The following is a 13532-nucleotide window of genomic DNA, read 5'->3' as shown; positions in this document are numbered from 1 at the left end:
AGCTTGTCACCAACTCAGGTCCACCCTGAGATGCAGACGATTTTTATCCTGTTGCGGCACCAGGCTGGAGCGCACCACGTGACCGTAGTCCACCTGCAGATTGACGTCGCGGGAGAGTTTGACGCGCAGGCCCACGCCCACGCTGCCGATCGACTTCGCGCGCAACTCGCCTCCCAGTTCGCGGTTGTGCTTGATCAGCCCCTTGTCATAAAACACCAGCGCGCGGCAGCGCCAGCGCGCGTCCAGGCCGCACAGTTCCGGCGAGTACAGCTCGACATTGGCGGTCAGGCCGCTGTCGTTGGACAGGTCGCGCGCGCTGAAACCGCGCACCAGCGCGCCGCCGGCGATGCCGATCTGCTCGCCCGGCACCAGCTTGTCGCGCGTGTACTGCCCGTTGACCGCCGCCCGCATCTGGAAATCGCGGGGCAGCAGCTTGGTCATGCCGGCCGCCAGCCGCAGCACGCTGTAATTGGCGTCCGCGCCCGGGCGTGCCCGGTTGAAGTCGTCCTGGCCGCTGCGCGCACCGCCGAGGTTGTGCAACACCGTCACCGAACCGCTCAGCTCACCCTTGTCGAACAGCCAATTGCCGCTGTAATTCAGGCTCAACGGGTATACCGTGACGTCGTTGCCGGATTCGGCGTCGAGCACGCTGCCGGCCCGGAACGACTTGATGCCCGCGCCCACATTCAGGCGCGACTCGTGGCCCTCGCCCCTGGCCAGCAGCTGGCTGTAGCGCGCGCCCAGCATGGCGCCCCGGCCGCCGTCCTGCCACGCGTTATTATCTTTCCCGCCGTTGCGTACCCAAGCCGCGCCGGCCTCGTTGTAGCCGCCGTACAGGTCCAGCGTGTCGCCCAGCACGGAAACCGGTATCCGGTAATCGAGCCGCAAACCGCCGCGCAGCTTGCCGCCCGGCGCGCCGCCTCCGCTGTTGTCCACGGTGGCCGAACCGCTCAGCACAGGCTGGCCCGCCGCTTCCTGGCCGCCGGAGTAAGCCGCTCCCGACGTCGCGGCCAAGGCCGCTCCAGCCAGCAGTTGCAGTAAGCGACATCTCATGATGTCCTCCGGTCAAACCAGTGTTCACACGACAACTAATTAACAATAAGACAGCGAAACGCTTAGCCTGAGAGAAACGGTTGTTACTCCCAGTTTAGTCCGATTTGGCGGCCACGTCCGTTTTTTTTGCTCATTTTCAGCATTTCCACACGGTCCTTACTTGGTGTCGAAGGTGGTCACGCCGTCCCAATCCGGGCCCGGCGGATGGTGACGGTAGTGCGCGAGGCGCTCCTCGTACAGCTGGTACAAGCCGCTTTCCGGGGCCAGGCCGCGCAGCTCGGCCAGCGCGGCCCCGGCCGCGTCCCACTGCTGGCTGCGCAGCAGCGCCAGCGTTTCGGTCCAGCGCGCCAATTCTGCGCGCGCGGCAGCGCCCAGATCCTTGGCCAGCGCCAGCGGCTCGAAGATGGCGACCGGTTCGTTCTTGCCCTTGACGCGCACCAGGTCCAGTTCCCGGTAGGCGAATTCGGGCGCGGCGGCACGGGTGGATTCGCCGACGCAGATGCCCACGCCGTACACCTTGGTGATGCCCTCCAGTCGCGATCCCAGATTCACGGCGTCGCCCATGACGGTGTAGGCGCGGCGGATCTGCGAGCCCATGTCGCCCACGTGCATCTGGCCGGTATTGAGGCCGATGCCGATTTTCAACTCGGGCCAGCCGCGCTTGATGAAATCATCGTTCAGGCGGTGCGCGCTGGCCTGCATCAGCAGCGCGGTGGCCACGCCCCGGCTGGCGTGGTCGGCGAAGGCCACCGGCGCGCCCCAGAAGGCCATCACGGCGTCGCCGATGTATTTGTCCAGCGTGCCCCGGTGGCTGTCGCGGATGTCAGTCGACATCGCCGTCAGGTAGAGGTTGATGTATTCGCGCAGCGCCTTCGGCGTCAGGCCCTCGGAGATGGTGGTAAAGCCGCGCACGTCGACGAACATCACCGTCAGCTCGCGGCTCTCGCCGTCCATATTGTATTTTTCCGGGTTCTCGGCCATCTCGGCCACCAGTTCCGGCGCCACGTATTCGCCGAAGCGCGACACCAGCGCGCGCCCGCGCCGCACCTCGAAGAAGTAGCCCCAGGCCACGTTCAGGATGAACAGCGCCAGCGCCAGCACCAGCATGGCCGACACGTTGTAGACGATGTCCAGCGTGCTGTACATGTAGAAGTTGGCGCCGGCCGCCGCGCCCATGGCCAGCAGCGACAGCGCAATGGACCAGACCGGCGCCAGCACGGGCAACGCCAGCGTCAGCAGCAATCCGAGCACCAGCAGTTGCCCGCCCTCGATCGCCATGGCGTAGTCGGGACGGTACTTGAAGTTGCCGTCGAGAATGGAACTGATCATATTGGCGTGAATTTCCACCCCGGGATACTCGGCATTGACCGGCGTGGCCCGCAAGTCGTTCAAGCCTGGCGCGGTGGTGCCCACCAGCACGATGACGCCGTTCAGCTGGGCGGGCGGCACCGTGCCGCGCAGCACGTCGGAGGCGGACACGTAGCGGTAGCCGCCGCCTTTCGGTCCGCCCGGGCCGCGGAACTGCACGGCGGCGGTCAGGCCCTCGCCGACCGGGATGCGGATATTGCCCTCGGCGTGGAACAGGGCGATGGCGTCCAGGCCGCCGTTGCTGCGCTCGGCTTCGGTCAGCGTGTCGACCGTGCCCTGCCACAGCGGACTGATGGCGCGCGCCTGCAGCGCCACGGCGGCGGTGGCCAGCGACAGCGTAGGGTAGTAGCCGGTGCCGATCTTTTGCAGCAGCGGCGTGGTGCGCACCACGCCGTCGCGGTCCGGCATGGCGGTGAAGATGCCGGCGCTGAGCGCGGCGGCCTGCAGGCGGCCGATGTTGCCTTCGTAACCCTGCGCGCGGTAGGCGTCCAGCGTGCGCCCGTTCAGGCTGTCCTCGGTGAACGCCGGCTTGGGCAGCACGCCCTTGGTCTGGGTGCCGGACAGGTTGTAGCCCAGCACCACCGGCTGGCCGGCGATGGCGTTCGCCAGCAGACCGTCGTAATCGAGTTCAGGCTGCAAGCGCGCCAGTTGCCGGTCCAGGCCGGCCACTTCCTTGAGTTCGCCCTGCGCCAGCTTTTGCAGCACGCCGTAGCCGGAGCTGGTGTCGGGCTCGGGGAAGGAAACGTCGAAGCCGACCGCCGCCACTTCGTACTTGACGGTGAGCTGCTCGACCAGTTTGGCCATCACATTGCGGCTCCACGGGAAGCGCCCCACTTCGGCCAGGCTCTTCTCGTCGATGTCGACGATCACCACGCGCGGGTCGAGCACAGGCGTCTCCAGCCGCATGCGCAGGCCGGCGACAAAGGTGTCCATCCTGTCCAGCGTGTCGAAGTGCAGCACGCTGCCCGCATGCAGGATGGCCGCCGTGCACAGCGCCAGGCCCAGGCCCCAGCGGGCGCCGTATTTTTTCAGGGCCTTGCCCAGGTCGAAACGCACGCGGCCCGCCCGCTTACGGCGTGTAGCCGGGGATCTTGGACTCGTCCACGTGGTCCAGCTGGCGCTCGTCGACGTTCTTATAGGCGAAGTCGAGGTAGACCTTCTCTCGGATGAAGATGTCGAACAGGTCCGGGTCGATGTGGCCGTTCAGGCTGAAATTGCCCAGGATGCGCAGCGACTCGGACAACATCTTGCCTTTTTTGTACGGCCGGTCGCGCGCGGTCAGCGCCTCGAAGATGTCGGCAATGGCCATCACCCGCGCCTGCACCGACATCTGGTCCTTGGTCAGCCCGCGCGGATAGCCCTTGCCGTCCATGCGCTCGTGGTGGCCGCCGGCGTATTCGGCGACATTCTGCAAATGCTTGGGCCACGGCAGCGATTCGAGCATGCGTATCGTCACCGAGATGTGGTTGTTGATTTCCTTGCGTTCCGGCTCGGTCAGCGTGCCGAAGCGGATGTTCAGGTTCTCCACCTCCTCGGCGGTCAGGAAGTCCTGCTCTTCGCGGATGAAGGGCGGCTCCTCGGCGCCCGGCTCCTTCTTCTGCACGCGCGGACCGGTCCAGGTGGACTTGGCGATCTGGCGCACGCGCTCCTGGTCTTCCGGCTTCATGCCCTCGCCGCCCACGTTGGCCATGCGCAGGAACTGGCGGTCGTTCTCCATTTGCGCCAGCTCCTCGGCCAGCTCGGCGTCGATGGCGGCCGCGTCGCCGCCGGCCAGCTTGGCCTTGAGCGCGCGGATCTCGGCATCGCGCATCATCACCTCGAAGCGGGTGCTGACCATGTGGATGCGGTCGAAAATGGTTTCCAGCTTGGTGCCCTTGTCCACCACGTGCACCGGGGTCGTGATCTTGCCGCAGTCGTGCAGCAGGCCGGCCAGCCACAGCTCCTTGCGGTCGCCGTCGTTCATGCGGAAGTCGGCCAGCGGGCCGCTTTCGGTATTGTGCACCGCCTCGGCCAGCATCATGGTCAGCTCGGGCACGAACTGGCAATGGCGGCCGGTGTAGGGCGATTTTTCGTCGATGCCGATGTTGATCAGGTTGACCAGCGCTTCCAGCAAGTCTTCCAGCTGCTGGATCAGGCGCTGGTTGGTGATGGCCACGCCGGCTTGCGCCGCCAGCGCCTCGATGAAGCGCTGGTCGGTCGGCGAGAAGGCGCGGATGGCGCCGGTGGCCGGGTCTTTCGCGTTGATCAGCTGCAGCACGCCTACCAGTTCACCCTCGTGGTCGTTCATCGGCACGGTCAGGAAGGACTGCGAGTGATAGCCGCGCTGCTGGTCGAAGGAGCGCATGCCGGAGAAATTGAACACGTCGGCCTGGTACACGTCCTCGATGTTGACCGAGAGGCGGAAATTGGCCGAGTAGGCGGCCACCGAGGACAGATTCTTGTCGCCCTGCTCGTCGAACAGCGGCACGGCCGGGATGTCGATCTTGTCGCCCTGGGCGCCGCCCTGGCGGATGCCCAGCGTATCGTTGACCGAGATGTGGAAGCACAGGCTGCGGCCGTCCTCGCTCGGGCGGTACAGCGTGCCGCCGTCTGCGTGGGTCATGCTTTTGGCGACCATCAGTATGCGCTCCAGCAACTCCGCCGTGTCGTGGCTGGCGCCCAGCGCCACGCTCAATTCGGTCAGTTGGTCCAGCCGCTGCGCGATTTGGATATGGTTCAACTCTTGCATGATGTTCTTCTGGTAATTTGCTGCACAGGCGTAATTGTTAGAAGTGTAGCTCTAGTGCAAGCCGCTGTACATTGCTATCGCTATCAAAGAGACCTAAATGCCCACAGCGCGGCCGAATGGCGGCCGCGGCCTTCAAATTCGCAACTTTTGACCCAGAATTAATGAAAAAAAGGCTATCATCGGAGGGTGATCGTCACTTGCTTGTTCAACCATGCTTGATGCAGGACTTGCAATAGAAGGGCGGCTATTCAGATCGGTTTAAGGGTAGAGAGCATGAAATTCAAATTTTGGGGGGTGCGCGGCTCGATCCCGTCCCCGGGTCCGCGCACAGCGCGCTACGGCGGCAACACCACCTGCATCGAAGTGCGCAGCGACGACGACACCCTGATCGTGATCGACGGCGGCACCGGCCTGTTCGCGCTGGCGCAGTCCCTGATCGCCCAGAAAAAAACCCCGGTGCAGGCCAACATCTTCATCACCCACAGCCACTGGGACCATATCCACGGCCTGCCCTTCTTCACGCCGCTGTTCATCAAGGGCAGCCGGGTGCGTTTGCACGGCACCACCGACCCGGACACCGGCAACGGCATCGAGCACGTGATGGGGGTGCAGCTGCAGAACAGTTATTTCCCGGTCAGCGAAACGCAGATGGACGCCACCATCGAATACCGCACGCTGGCGGTCGACGAAGCCATCGAGGTGGGCGACGCGGTGGTCTCGAACGTCATGATGAACCACCCGGTGATCGACCTGGGCTACCGCATCGACTGCAACGGCAAATCGGTATTCTTCACCGGCGACCACGAACCGCACTACAACATCTACAGCGAAGACCACCCCGAGCACGCCGCCTACCAGTTGCAGATCGAGGAACGTGCGCGCGCCATCGAGGACAAGGTGCGCGGCGTGACCGCGCTGATCGTCGACTGCTCCTACACGCGCGAAGAGTATCCGGCCAAACAGGGCTGGGGCCACGGCACCTTCGACGCCGCCCTCGCGATGGCGATCAAGGCCGGCGCCAGGCAGTTGTACTGCACCCACCACGAACCGACCCGCAGCGACGACGAACTGGAAGCGGTGTTCGCCGAAGTGATGGCGCGCCACGCGCCGCTGCCCCCTGGCCTGGAGGTGTTCCTGGCGTACGAAGGCCTGGAAGTCCAACTATAAGAGGAAACACAGCGACATGAGCGACGCCGACCTAGTCCGTATCCCACCCAGCGAAGTCGATCTGCGGTTGGCGTTTTTCAGAAAGCTGCAGGCAGTCACCACCAAGATCCACGCCACCAACAATCTCGATGAAATCATGCTCGACCTGGGCATGGACTTCTGCGACCTGTTCAACTGCGACCGCTTCACGCTGTACGCGATGGACCACGAGAAGGACTACATCGTCTCCAAGGTCAAGACCGGGCTGACCACCTTTCGCGACCTGAAGCTGGCCGTCACGCCGCACAGCATCGCCGGCTACGTGGCGCTGACGCACAAAACCATCAACATCGCCGACGTCTACGACGAGGCCGAGCTCAAACGCCTGTCCCCCGAACTGCGCTTCCAGCACGGAGTGGACCAGCGCACCGGCTACCGCACGCGCGAGATGCTGGTGGCGCCGCTGATCGCGGTGCAGTCCAAGGAACTGCTGGGCGTGATCCAGTTCATCAACAACCGCGACGGCGGGCCGTTCTCGCAGATCGCCCTGGACGGCGTGAAGGAGCTGTGCGAGACCTTGTCGGTGGCCCTCAGCCAGCGCATGAAACCGCCGCAATACGTGCGCACCAAGTACGACGGCCTGGTGGCCGACGCCGTGCTCTCGGGCACCGAACTGGAGACGGCCAAGCGCACCGCGCGCAAGGCCGGCACCGACGTCGAGGACGTCCTGCTCAAGGAGCTGCACGTCAAGCTGCCGGCCATCGGCCAGTCGCTGTCGAAGTTCTATGAAGTGCCGTACGAGCCGTTCAAGTCCGAGCGGGTGCGGCCGGTCGACCTGCTGAAGAACCTGAAGCGCCAGTACATCGAGGAATGCTGCTGGCTGCCGCTGGAAGAGACCAAGGAAGGCTTGCTGGTGCTGACGATCGATCCGGAGCGGGTGGCCAACACCCGCATCGTCAACCAGATCTTCCCGCGCGCGAAAATCGTCTACCGCGTCACCAGCAAGCTCGAATTCGAGCAGACCGTGGACCAGTTCTACGGCGCGGCGGGCGACAGCTCCAGCGTGGGCGAACTGCTGTCGGGCATGGACGACCATGTCGACGAGGAAGGCGACGGCCACGCCGAGGTGTCGGAGGCGGTCGAGAACGAACTGGTCAAGCTGGTCAACAAGATCATCGTGGACGCCTACCGCCAGGGGGTGTCGGACATCCACATCGAACCGCTGCCGGGCAAAGGCAAGACCGGCATCCGCTTCCGCAAGGATGGCACGCTGATGCCCTACATCGAGATCCCGGCCAGCTACCGCAGCGCGCTGGTGGCGCGCGTGAAGATCATGTGCGACCTGGACATCTCGGAAAAGCGCAAGCCGCAGGACGGCAAGATCAAGTTCAAGAAATACGGCCCGCTCGATATCGAGCTGCGGGTGGCGACCATTCCCTCCAGCGGCGGCGTGGAAGACATCGTCATGCGCATCCTGGCGGCGGGCGAGCCTATCCCGCTCGACAAGCTGGGCGTGCTGCCCTTCAACCTGGACCGGCTGCGCGCCACGGTGGAAAAGCCCTACGGCCTGTTCTTCGTGTGCGGCCCGACCGGCTCCGGCAAGACCACCACCCTGCATTCGGTGCTGAGCTACCTGAACACGCCGGACACCAAGATCTGGACCGCGGAAGACCCGGTCGAGATCACGCAGAAAGGGCTGCGCCAGGTGCAGGTCAACCGCAAGGCCGGGATGGATTTCGCGACCGTGATGCGGGCCTTCCTGCGGGCCGACCCGGACATCATCATGGTCGGCGAGATGCGCGACAAGGAAACGGTCGGCATGGGCATCGAAGCGTCGCTGACCGGCCACCTGGTGCTGGCCACCCTGCACACCAACAGCGCGCCCGAATCGATCGTGCGCCTGCTGGACATGGGCATGGACCCGTTCAACTTCGCCGACGCCCTGCTCGGCATCCTGGCGCAGCGCCTGGCCAAGCGGCTGTGCTCCACCTGCAAGCAGGCCTACCAGCCGAGCGAGGCGGAGCTGGAACTGCTGCTGACCGAATTTTGCGAAGAGCTGCTCAACACCGAGAGCTTCAAGAAGGACGCCAAGGCCGGCCGCGCCGCCGTGCTGGCCGGCTGGCGCGAGCGCTACACCGACAAGGACGGCAAGTTCACCCTGTACCGTGCGGTCGGCTGCGACGAATGCAACCGCGGCTATCGCGGCCGCGTCGGCCTGCACGAGCTGATGATAGGCAGCGACAAGGTCAAGAAGCTGTTGCAGGAGCACGCCCGCGTGGCCCAGCTGCTGGCCGCAGCGCTCGAGGACGGCATGCTGACCTTGAAGATGGACGGCATCGAAAAGGTCCTGCTGGGCATTACCGACATCAAGATGGTGCGGGCTGTGTGCATCAAGTAAGGTAAATGGCCTCGACCTGACGGAACAACGAGGCTTGTGAGATCCAGCTTGCGGGGTCGGCTCCCCTGCTTCCCCGAAGAACAACCGCGCCCGGCCCGCATCGGATCAACGGGAATGTCACCAAATTGTTTTTATGCTATCGTTTACGGCATGAAAGCTCGACACCTCCTTACCCTCTGCGCATGCGCCTGGGCAGCCCGGGCCGGCGCCACGCCGACACCAACACCGCTTGATCCCAAGGCTGCCGAGTCGCTGCGCGGTCAGACCGTGGCCTACGTGGTCCATCCGCCCGCCCACCTGCAATCGCTGACGCCCGGCGGGGCGGCCTTCGGCCTGCTTGGCGCCCTCGCGGAGTCGGGCGCGGGAAAAGCGGCCGAACAGAACGGGCTGCACGATCCGGCCCCGGAATTGGCGCAGGCGCTGAGCAAGGCGCTGGCGGCGGCCTACGGCGCGCAGCCGGCGCAGCAGCCGGTCAGCGCGGATACCGTCAGCACGTCCGAACTGTCGGCCATGGCCGGCCAGGCACGCTACCTGCTCGACGTGCGGACGCAATGGAGCACGCGCTACTTCGCCACCGACTGGTCGCACTACAACGTGATCTATAACGCCAGGGCGCGCCTGATCGACGTGGCCGCGCGCAGCGTGCTGGCGGACCTGGAGTGCTCGCGGGAATCGGGCAAGGACGGCGCCCCGACGCAGGACGAGCTGATGGCGAACCAGGCAGCGCGCCTGAAGCGCGAAATGGCCATAGGCGCCAACACCTGCTTGCAGACCATGCGCACCGGCATGCTGCGCCTGCCGCCAAACGACGACACCGCCGTGGCGGTGGCCGACGACAGGCCCAGCGTCGACGATCCGGTACCCTTCCTGACGCCCAAGGGGCAGGAGCGCTTCCGCCAGTTCCTGAAAAAGCCCGTGCCGCGCGCCTTCGCCATTTCAGACAACGGTTTTTCGGTCTCGGTCAGCGGCACGCATCCCGAAAACCCGGCCTACCCCACCGATCCGCAGCAGCGCGCCTTGCAGATGTGCCAGGAATACGCGGGCCGGGCCTGCCGCCTTTACATGGTGGACGAACGCATCGTCTACCACCGCTAGCTTCAAACCAACCCCAGCGTTACGCCACTTGGAGAACGAATATGACCAGCAAAAACACGATTTGCCTTTGGTACGACGGCACCGCATTGGAAGCCGCGCAGTTCTACGCGGAGACGATACCGGACAGTGCGGTGGCAGCGGTTCATCGCTCGCCGGGCGATTATCCCTCCGGCAAGCAGGGCGACGTCCTGACGGTCGAATTCACCGTGGCCGGCATTCCCTGTCTCGGCTTGAACGGCGGCCCGGCGTTCAAGCACAGCGAAGCCTTCTCCTTCCAGATCGCGACCGACGACCAGGCCGAAACCGACCGCTTGTGGAATGCGATAGTCGGCAACGGCGGCCAGGAAAGCGCATGCGGCTGGTGCAAGGACAAGTGGGGCCTGTCGTGGCAGATCACGCCGCGCGCCCTGACTGCGGCGATCACCGATCCCGATCCGGCAGCGGCCAAGCGCGCTTTCGAGGCGATGATGCAGATGGGGAAAATCGACATCGCCAAGATCGAAGCGGCCCGGCGCGGTTGAAGTTCAGGTCCGCTTACAGCAGCTTCTGAAAGCAGACAGACTCGGGCTTGGCGGTGTAGCGGCCGAAATTGGGAATGATGCGGTAGCCGCGCGCTTCGTAGAAGGCGACCGCGCGCGTATTGACGCGGCGGGTGGAGAGGCGCAGGGCGCGGTAGCCCATCCTGGCCGCCTCGGCCTCCAGGAAGGCCAGGATGGCGCTGCCGGTGCCGGGATGGCCGGGCCGCGCGTACATGCGCTTGATCTCGGCAACGCCCTGCTCCAGCGGGCGGAAGGCCCCGCAGCCGAGCGCCTGGCCTGCCGGGAGGCTTGCGTCATTCCCTGCGCCTGCTGCTGCGCTGGCGTCGGCAGTGGTAACGCTGCGGGCAACCGCGAAACAGGCCAAGGGGCCGCGCACATCTTCCGGATCGAAGGAGGACTGGCCGCTGTCGCCGGTGATCGCCGCCAGCACGGCCGACAACTCCGCCATCAGTTCCAGCGAGTCTGCCGCGCCCGGATCTTCCGCCGACACGCGCGTCACGGCGCTTCCTCCCCGATGCGGCGCGCGAAGCGCTGGGCCAGCACGGCGCACACCATCAGCTGGATCTGGTGGAACAGCATCAGCGGCAGGATGATCATGCCCAGCGAGGAGGTGGCGAACAGCACCTTGGCCATCGGCACGCCGCTGGCCAGGCTCTTCTTCGAGCCGCAGAACACGATGGTCACTTCGTCCTCCGCGCTGAAACCGAAGCGGCGGCTGAGCCACGCCGTCGCCAGCAGCACCACGGCCAGCAGCAAACAGCACACCACGGCCAACGCGAACAGCGCCGGCGCGCCTATCTTGTGCCACAGGCCTTCATTCACCGCCTCGCTGAAGGCGGTGTAGACCACCAGCAGGATGGAGCCCTGGTCGACGTATTTCAGCGCGGGCTTGTGGCGGTCGACCCACTGCCCTATCCAGGGCCGCATCAGCTGCCCTGCGATGAAGGGCACCAGCAGTTGCAGCACGATGGACAGCACCGCGTCCAGCGAGGACTTGGCGGCCGATCCCTGCACCACCAGTGCGCTGACCAGCAGCGGCGTGAGGAAGATGCCGAGGAAGTTGGAGGCCGAGGCACTGCATACGGCGGCCGGCACATTTCCCCTTCCCATGGCGGTGAAGGCGATCGAGGACTGCACGGTGGATGGCAGCATGCACAGGAACAGGATGCCGAGGTAGAGCTCCGGCGTCAGCACCGCCAGCGCCAGGGGCCTCATCAGCAGGCCAAGCAAGGGGAACAGTACGAAGGTGCAGCACAGCACCAGCAGATGCAAACGCCAGTGCGTCAGCCCGGCGATGATGGCTTCGCGCGGCAGCTTGGCGCCGTGCAGAAAGAACAGCGCGCCGATGGCAACGGTGGTGACGCCGCCGAAAGCCATGGCGACGCGCCCGGAACTGGGCAGGATGCTGGCGATGGCCACGGTGAGCAGCAAGGCGAGCGTGAAATTGTCTGGCCGCAGGCGGCGCAAAAGAGCGAGGATGGAGGACATGCGGCTATTCTAGCAGCGCTGCGGACGAGAGCGCAGGCTCCCGGCCTTGCACTTTCTGTATATGCCAGTAATATACAGTCATGATCGATATGACCGCCGTCACTGGCTTCGAATGGGATCAAGGCAATGCCCGGAAGAATGACAAGCATGGGGTTACCATGGCCGAGTCCGAGCAAGTCTTCTTCAACACCCCCTTGTTAATGTTGGCAGATCCCAAGCATAGCGGCGCGGAAATCCGTTTTCATGCGCTGGGGAGATCCCATACGGGGCGACGACTGCACATCAGTTTTACGTTGTGCAGCGGCAGCACGCTGATACGCGTCATCTCGGCACGCGATATGCATAGGAAGGAGCGCGAAATTTATGAAGCGAGCACTTAAAACCGTACCGGCCTTTGCCAGCGAAGCCGAGGAGCGTCTGTTCTGGGAGTCGCACGACAGCACGGACTATCTGGATTGGTCGCAAGCAAAGAAAACGGTGCTGCCCAATCTGAAGCCCAGCACGCAAACCATCTCCCTGCGCCTGCCACAACATCTGCTTGACTCCATCAAGTCCGCAGCCAACGCACGCGACGTGCCTTACCAGTCGCTGATCAAAGTCTGGCTGCAGGAAAAACTGAACAGCCAATAAGAAGAAGGGCGCACAAGGCGCCCTTCTTCGGGAGCCGAGGCTCCCATTTTCACATCCGCAGCGGATTGCTTACATGATGTGCTTGCCAATCCACCAGGCGATCGCCGCCACGAAGGCCGACGCCGGGATGGTGAAGATCCAGGCCCATACGATGTTGCCCGCCACGCCCCAGCGCACCGCCGACATCTTCTGCGACGAACCCACGCCGACGATGGCGCCGGTGATGGTGTGGGTGGTGGAGACCGGCACGCCCCAGAAGCTGGCCGCCAGCAGGGTGATGGCGCCGCCGGTTTCGGCGCAGAAGCCGCCCACCGGCTTGAGCTTGGTGATCTTCTGGCCCATGGTCTTGACGATGCGCCAGCCGCCGAACAAGGTGCCGAAACTGATCGCGCCGTAGCAGGCCACGATGACCCAGATCGGCGGCGCGGCGTCGCTCGCGGCCACGTGGCCGGAGGCGATCAGCAGCATCCAGATGATGCCCATGGTCTTCTGCGCGTCGTTGCCGCCGTGGCCCAGGCTGTAGGCGGCCGCCGAGGCCAGCTGCAGGCGGCGGAACCAGGTGTCGACCTTGCGCGGCGTCGAGCGCACGAAGATCCACGACACCAGCAGCATCATGATCGAGCCCAGCACGAAGCCCAGCATGGGGGCGATGACGATGAATACGACGGTCTTGATGAGGCCGCCGGAGATCAGCGCGCCGGTGCCTGCCTTGGCCACCGCGGCGCCCACCAGGCCGCCGATCAGGGCGTGCGAGGACGACGAAGGGATGCCGTAGTACCAGGTGATCAGGTTCCAGACGATGGCGCCGACCAGGGCGCCGAAGATCACATAATGATCGACCACGTGCGGATCGATGGTGCCCTTGCCGATGGTGGTGGCGACCTTCAGCCCGACCACGAAAATGGCGACGAAGTTGAAGAAGGCGGCCATCGCGACGGCGGTCTGCGGCTTCAGCACGCCGGTGGACACCACGGTGGCGATCGCATTGGCGGCGTCATGGAAGCCGTTCATGAAGTCAAACACCAGCGCCAGGAAGATCAACACGCTCAGCGCATAGATGCTGATTTGTAGGGTTTGCATGGATTAT

Annotated in this window: 12 protein-coding genes; 6 read left to right on the top strand and 6 right to left on the bottom strand. The window is 64.7% G+C overall.

Features of this window, described 5'->3' with window-relative positions; genetic code table 11:
* Nucleotides 1-6: 6 nt before the first annotated feature.
* The 3 genes from ACSQ8Y_RS01880 to ACSQ8Y_RS01870 form a co-directional block, all read right to left on the bottom strand.
* A complete protein-coding gene (locus ACSQ8Y_RS01880; protein WP_436264777.1) occupies nt 7-1053 on the bottom strand; it encodes a ShlB/FhaC/HecB family hemolysin secretion/activation protein in 1047 nt (348 codons plus the stop codon).
* Nucleotides 1054-1209: 156 nt separating this feature from the next.
* Nucleotides 1210-3477, bottom strand: coding sequence for a CHASE2 domain-containing protein (locus ACSQ8Y_RS01875; protein WP_436264776.1), 2268 nt, complete (start codon nt 3475-3477; stop codon nt 1210-1212).
* 13 nt (nt 3478-3490) lie between these two features.
* Nucleotides 3491-5149 carry an HD domain-containing phosphohydrolase gene (locus ACSQ8Y_RS01870; RefSeq protein ID WP_436264775.1) on the bottom strand — a complete coding sequence of 553 codons (1659 nt, stop codon included), beginning with the start codon at nt 5147-5149 and terminating at the stop codon, nt 3491-3493.
* Nucleotides 5150-5422: 273 nt separating this feature from the next.
* Between ACSQ8Y_RS01870 and ACSQ8Y_RS01865 the strand changes: the two genes are divergently transcribed.
* The 4 genes from ACSQ8Y_RS01865 (at nt 5423) to ACSQ8Y_RS01850 (ending at nt 10309) form a co-directional block, all read left to right on the top strand.
* Entirely contained in the window at nt 5423-6316 is an 894-nt protein-coding gene (locus ACSQ8Y_RS01865; protein WP_436264774.1) for an MBL fold metallo-hydrolase, read from the top strand.
* 16 nt (nt 6317-6332) lie between these two features.
* The gene (locus ACSQ8Y_RS01860) at nt 6333-8693 is read left to right on the top strand and encodes an ATPase, T2SS/T4P/T4SS family (RefSeq protein ID WP_436264773.1); all 2361 of its coding nucleotides are present in this window, start codon (nt 6333-6335) and stop codon (nt 8691-8693) included.
* Nucleotides 8694-8843: 150 nt separating this feature from the next.
* A complete protein-coding gene (locus ACSQ8Y_RS01855) occupies nt 8844-9788 on the top strand; it encodes a hypothetical protein (RefSeq protein ID WP_436264772.1) in 945 nt (314 codons plus the stop codon).
* Between the two features lie 41 nt (nt 9789-9829).
* Complete coding sequence (locus ACSQ8Y_RS01850; protein WP_436264771.1) at nt 9830-10309, top strand: VOC family protein; 480 nt, start codon at nt 9830-9832, stop codon at nt 10307-10309.
* Nucleotides 10310-10322: 13 nt separating this feature from the next.
* On the opposite strand, the gene ACSQ8Y_RS01845 is transcribed toward ACSQ8Y_RS01850, so the two are convergent.
* Together ACSQ8Y_RS01845 and ACSQ8Y_RS01840 are read right to left on the bottom strand one after the other, a co-directional pair.
* Entirely contained in the window at nt 10323-10826 is a 504-nt protein-coding gene (locus ACSQ8Y_RS01845) for a GNAT family N-acetyltransferase (RefSeq protein WP_436264770.1), read from the bottom strand.
* On the bottom strand, nt 10823-11815 hold the full coding sequence (locus tag ACSQ8Y_RS01840) for a bile acid:sodium symporter family protein (RefSeq protein WP_436264769.1): 993 nt from the start codon (nt 11813-11815) through the stop codon (nt 10823-10825). Before ACSQ8Y_RS01840 ends, ACSQ8Y_RS01845 begins: the two co-directional genes overlap by 4 nt.
* An 80-nt stretch (nt 11816-11895) precedes the next feature.
* Here ACSQ8Y_RS01840 and ACSQ8Y_RS01835 point away from each other — a divergent pair, with 80 nt between their 5' ends.
* Complete coding sequence (locus ACSQ8Y_RS01835; protein ID WP_436264768.1) at nt 11896-12195, top strand: BrnT family toxin; 300 nt, start codon at nt 11896-11898, stop codon at nt 12193-12195.
* On the top strand, nt 12179-12445 hold the full coding sequence (locus tag ACSQ8Y_RS01830; protein ID WP_436264767.1) for a BrnA antitoxin family protein: 267 nt from the start codon (nt 12179-12181) through the stop codon (nt 12443-12445). The genes ACSQ8Y_RS01835 and ACSQ8Y_RS01830 overlap by 17 nt, the downstream gene beginning before the upstream one ends.
* Before the next feature lie 69 nt (nt 12446-12514).
* On the opposite strand, the gene ACSQ8Y_RS01825 is transcribed toward ACSQ8Y_RS01830, so the two are convergent.
* Nucleotides 12515-13525 (bottom strand): anion permease, encoded by a 1011-nt coding sequence (locus tag ACSQ8Y_RS01825; RefSeq protein ID WP_436264766.1) that lies wholly within the window; start codon nt 13523-13525, stop codon nt 12515-12517.
* Nucleotides 13526-13532: the final 7 nt, after the last annotated feature.

The sequence above is a fragment of the Pseudoduganella sp. LjRoot289 genome, from assembly GCF_964252925.1.
In the GTDB taxonomy this organism is placed as follows: domain Bacteria; phylum Pseudomonadota; class Gammaproteobacteria; order Burkholderiales; family Burkholderiaceae_D; genus Rugamonas.
Note: the sequence above shows the minus strand (reverse complement) of the source record. Positions and strands in the feature narration are given on the sequence as shown.

What these genes read in the sequence shown, in the direction of transcription:
- ACSQ8Y_RS01880 (WP_436264777.1), bottom strand. Translation starts at nt 1,053, where the DNA reads ATGAGATGTCGCTTACTGCAACTGCTGGCTGGAGCGGCCTTGGCCGCG.
- ACSQ8Y_RS01870 (WP_436264775.1), bottom strand. Translation starts at nt 5,149, where the DNA reads ATGCAAGAGTTGAACCATATCCAAATCGCGCAGCGGCTGGACCAACTG.
- ACSQ8Y_RS01865 (WP_436264774.1), top strand. Translation starts at nt 5,423, where the DNA reads ATGAAATTCAAATTTTGGGGGGTGCGCGGCTCGATCCCGTCCCCGGGT.
- ACSQ8Y_RS01860 (WP_436264773.1), top strand. Translation starts at nt 6,333, where the DNA reads ATGAGCGACGCCGACCTAGTCCGTATCCCACCCAGCGAAGTCGATCTG.
- ACSQ8Y_RS01855 (WP_436264772.1), top strand. Translation starts at nt 8,844, where the DNA reads ATGAAAGCTCGACACCTCCTTACCCTCTGCGCATGCGCCTGGGCAGCC.
- ACSQ8Y_RS01850 (WP_436264771.1), top strand. Translation starts at nt 9,830, where the DNA reads ATGACCAGCAAAAACACGATTTGCCTTTGGTACGACGGCACCGCATTG.
- ACSQ8Y_RS01840 (WP_436264769.1), bottom strand. Translation starts at nt 11,815, where the DNA reads ATGTCCTCCATCCTCGCTCTTTTGCGCCGCCTGCGGCCAGACAATTTC.
- ACSQ8Y_RS01835 (WP_436264768.1), top strand. Translation starts at nt 11,896, where the DNA reads ATGATCGATATGACCGCCGTCACTGGCTTCGAATGGGATCAAGGCAAT.
- ACSQ8Y_RS01830 (WP_436264767.1), top strand. Translation starts at nt 12,179, where the DNA reads ATGAAGCGAGCACTTAAAACCGTACCGGCCTTTGCCAGCGAAGCCGAG.
- ACSQ8Y_RS01825 (WP_436264766.1), bottom strand. Translation starts at nt 13,525, where the DNA reads ATGCAAACCCTACAAATCAGCATCTATGCGCTGAGCGTGTTGATCTTC.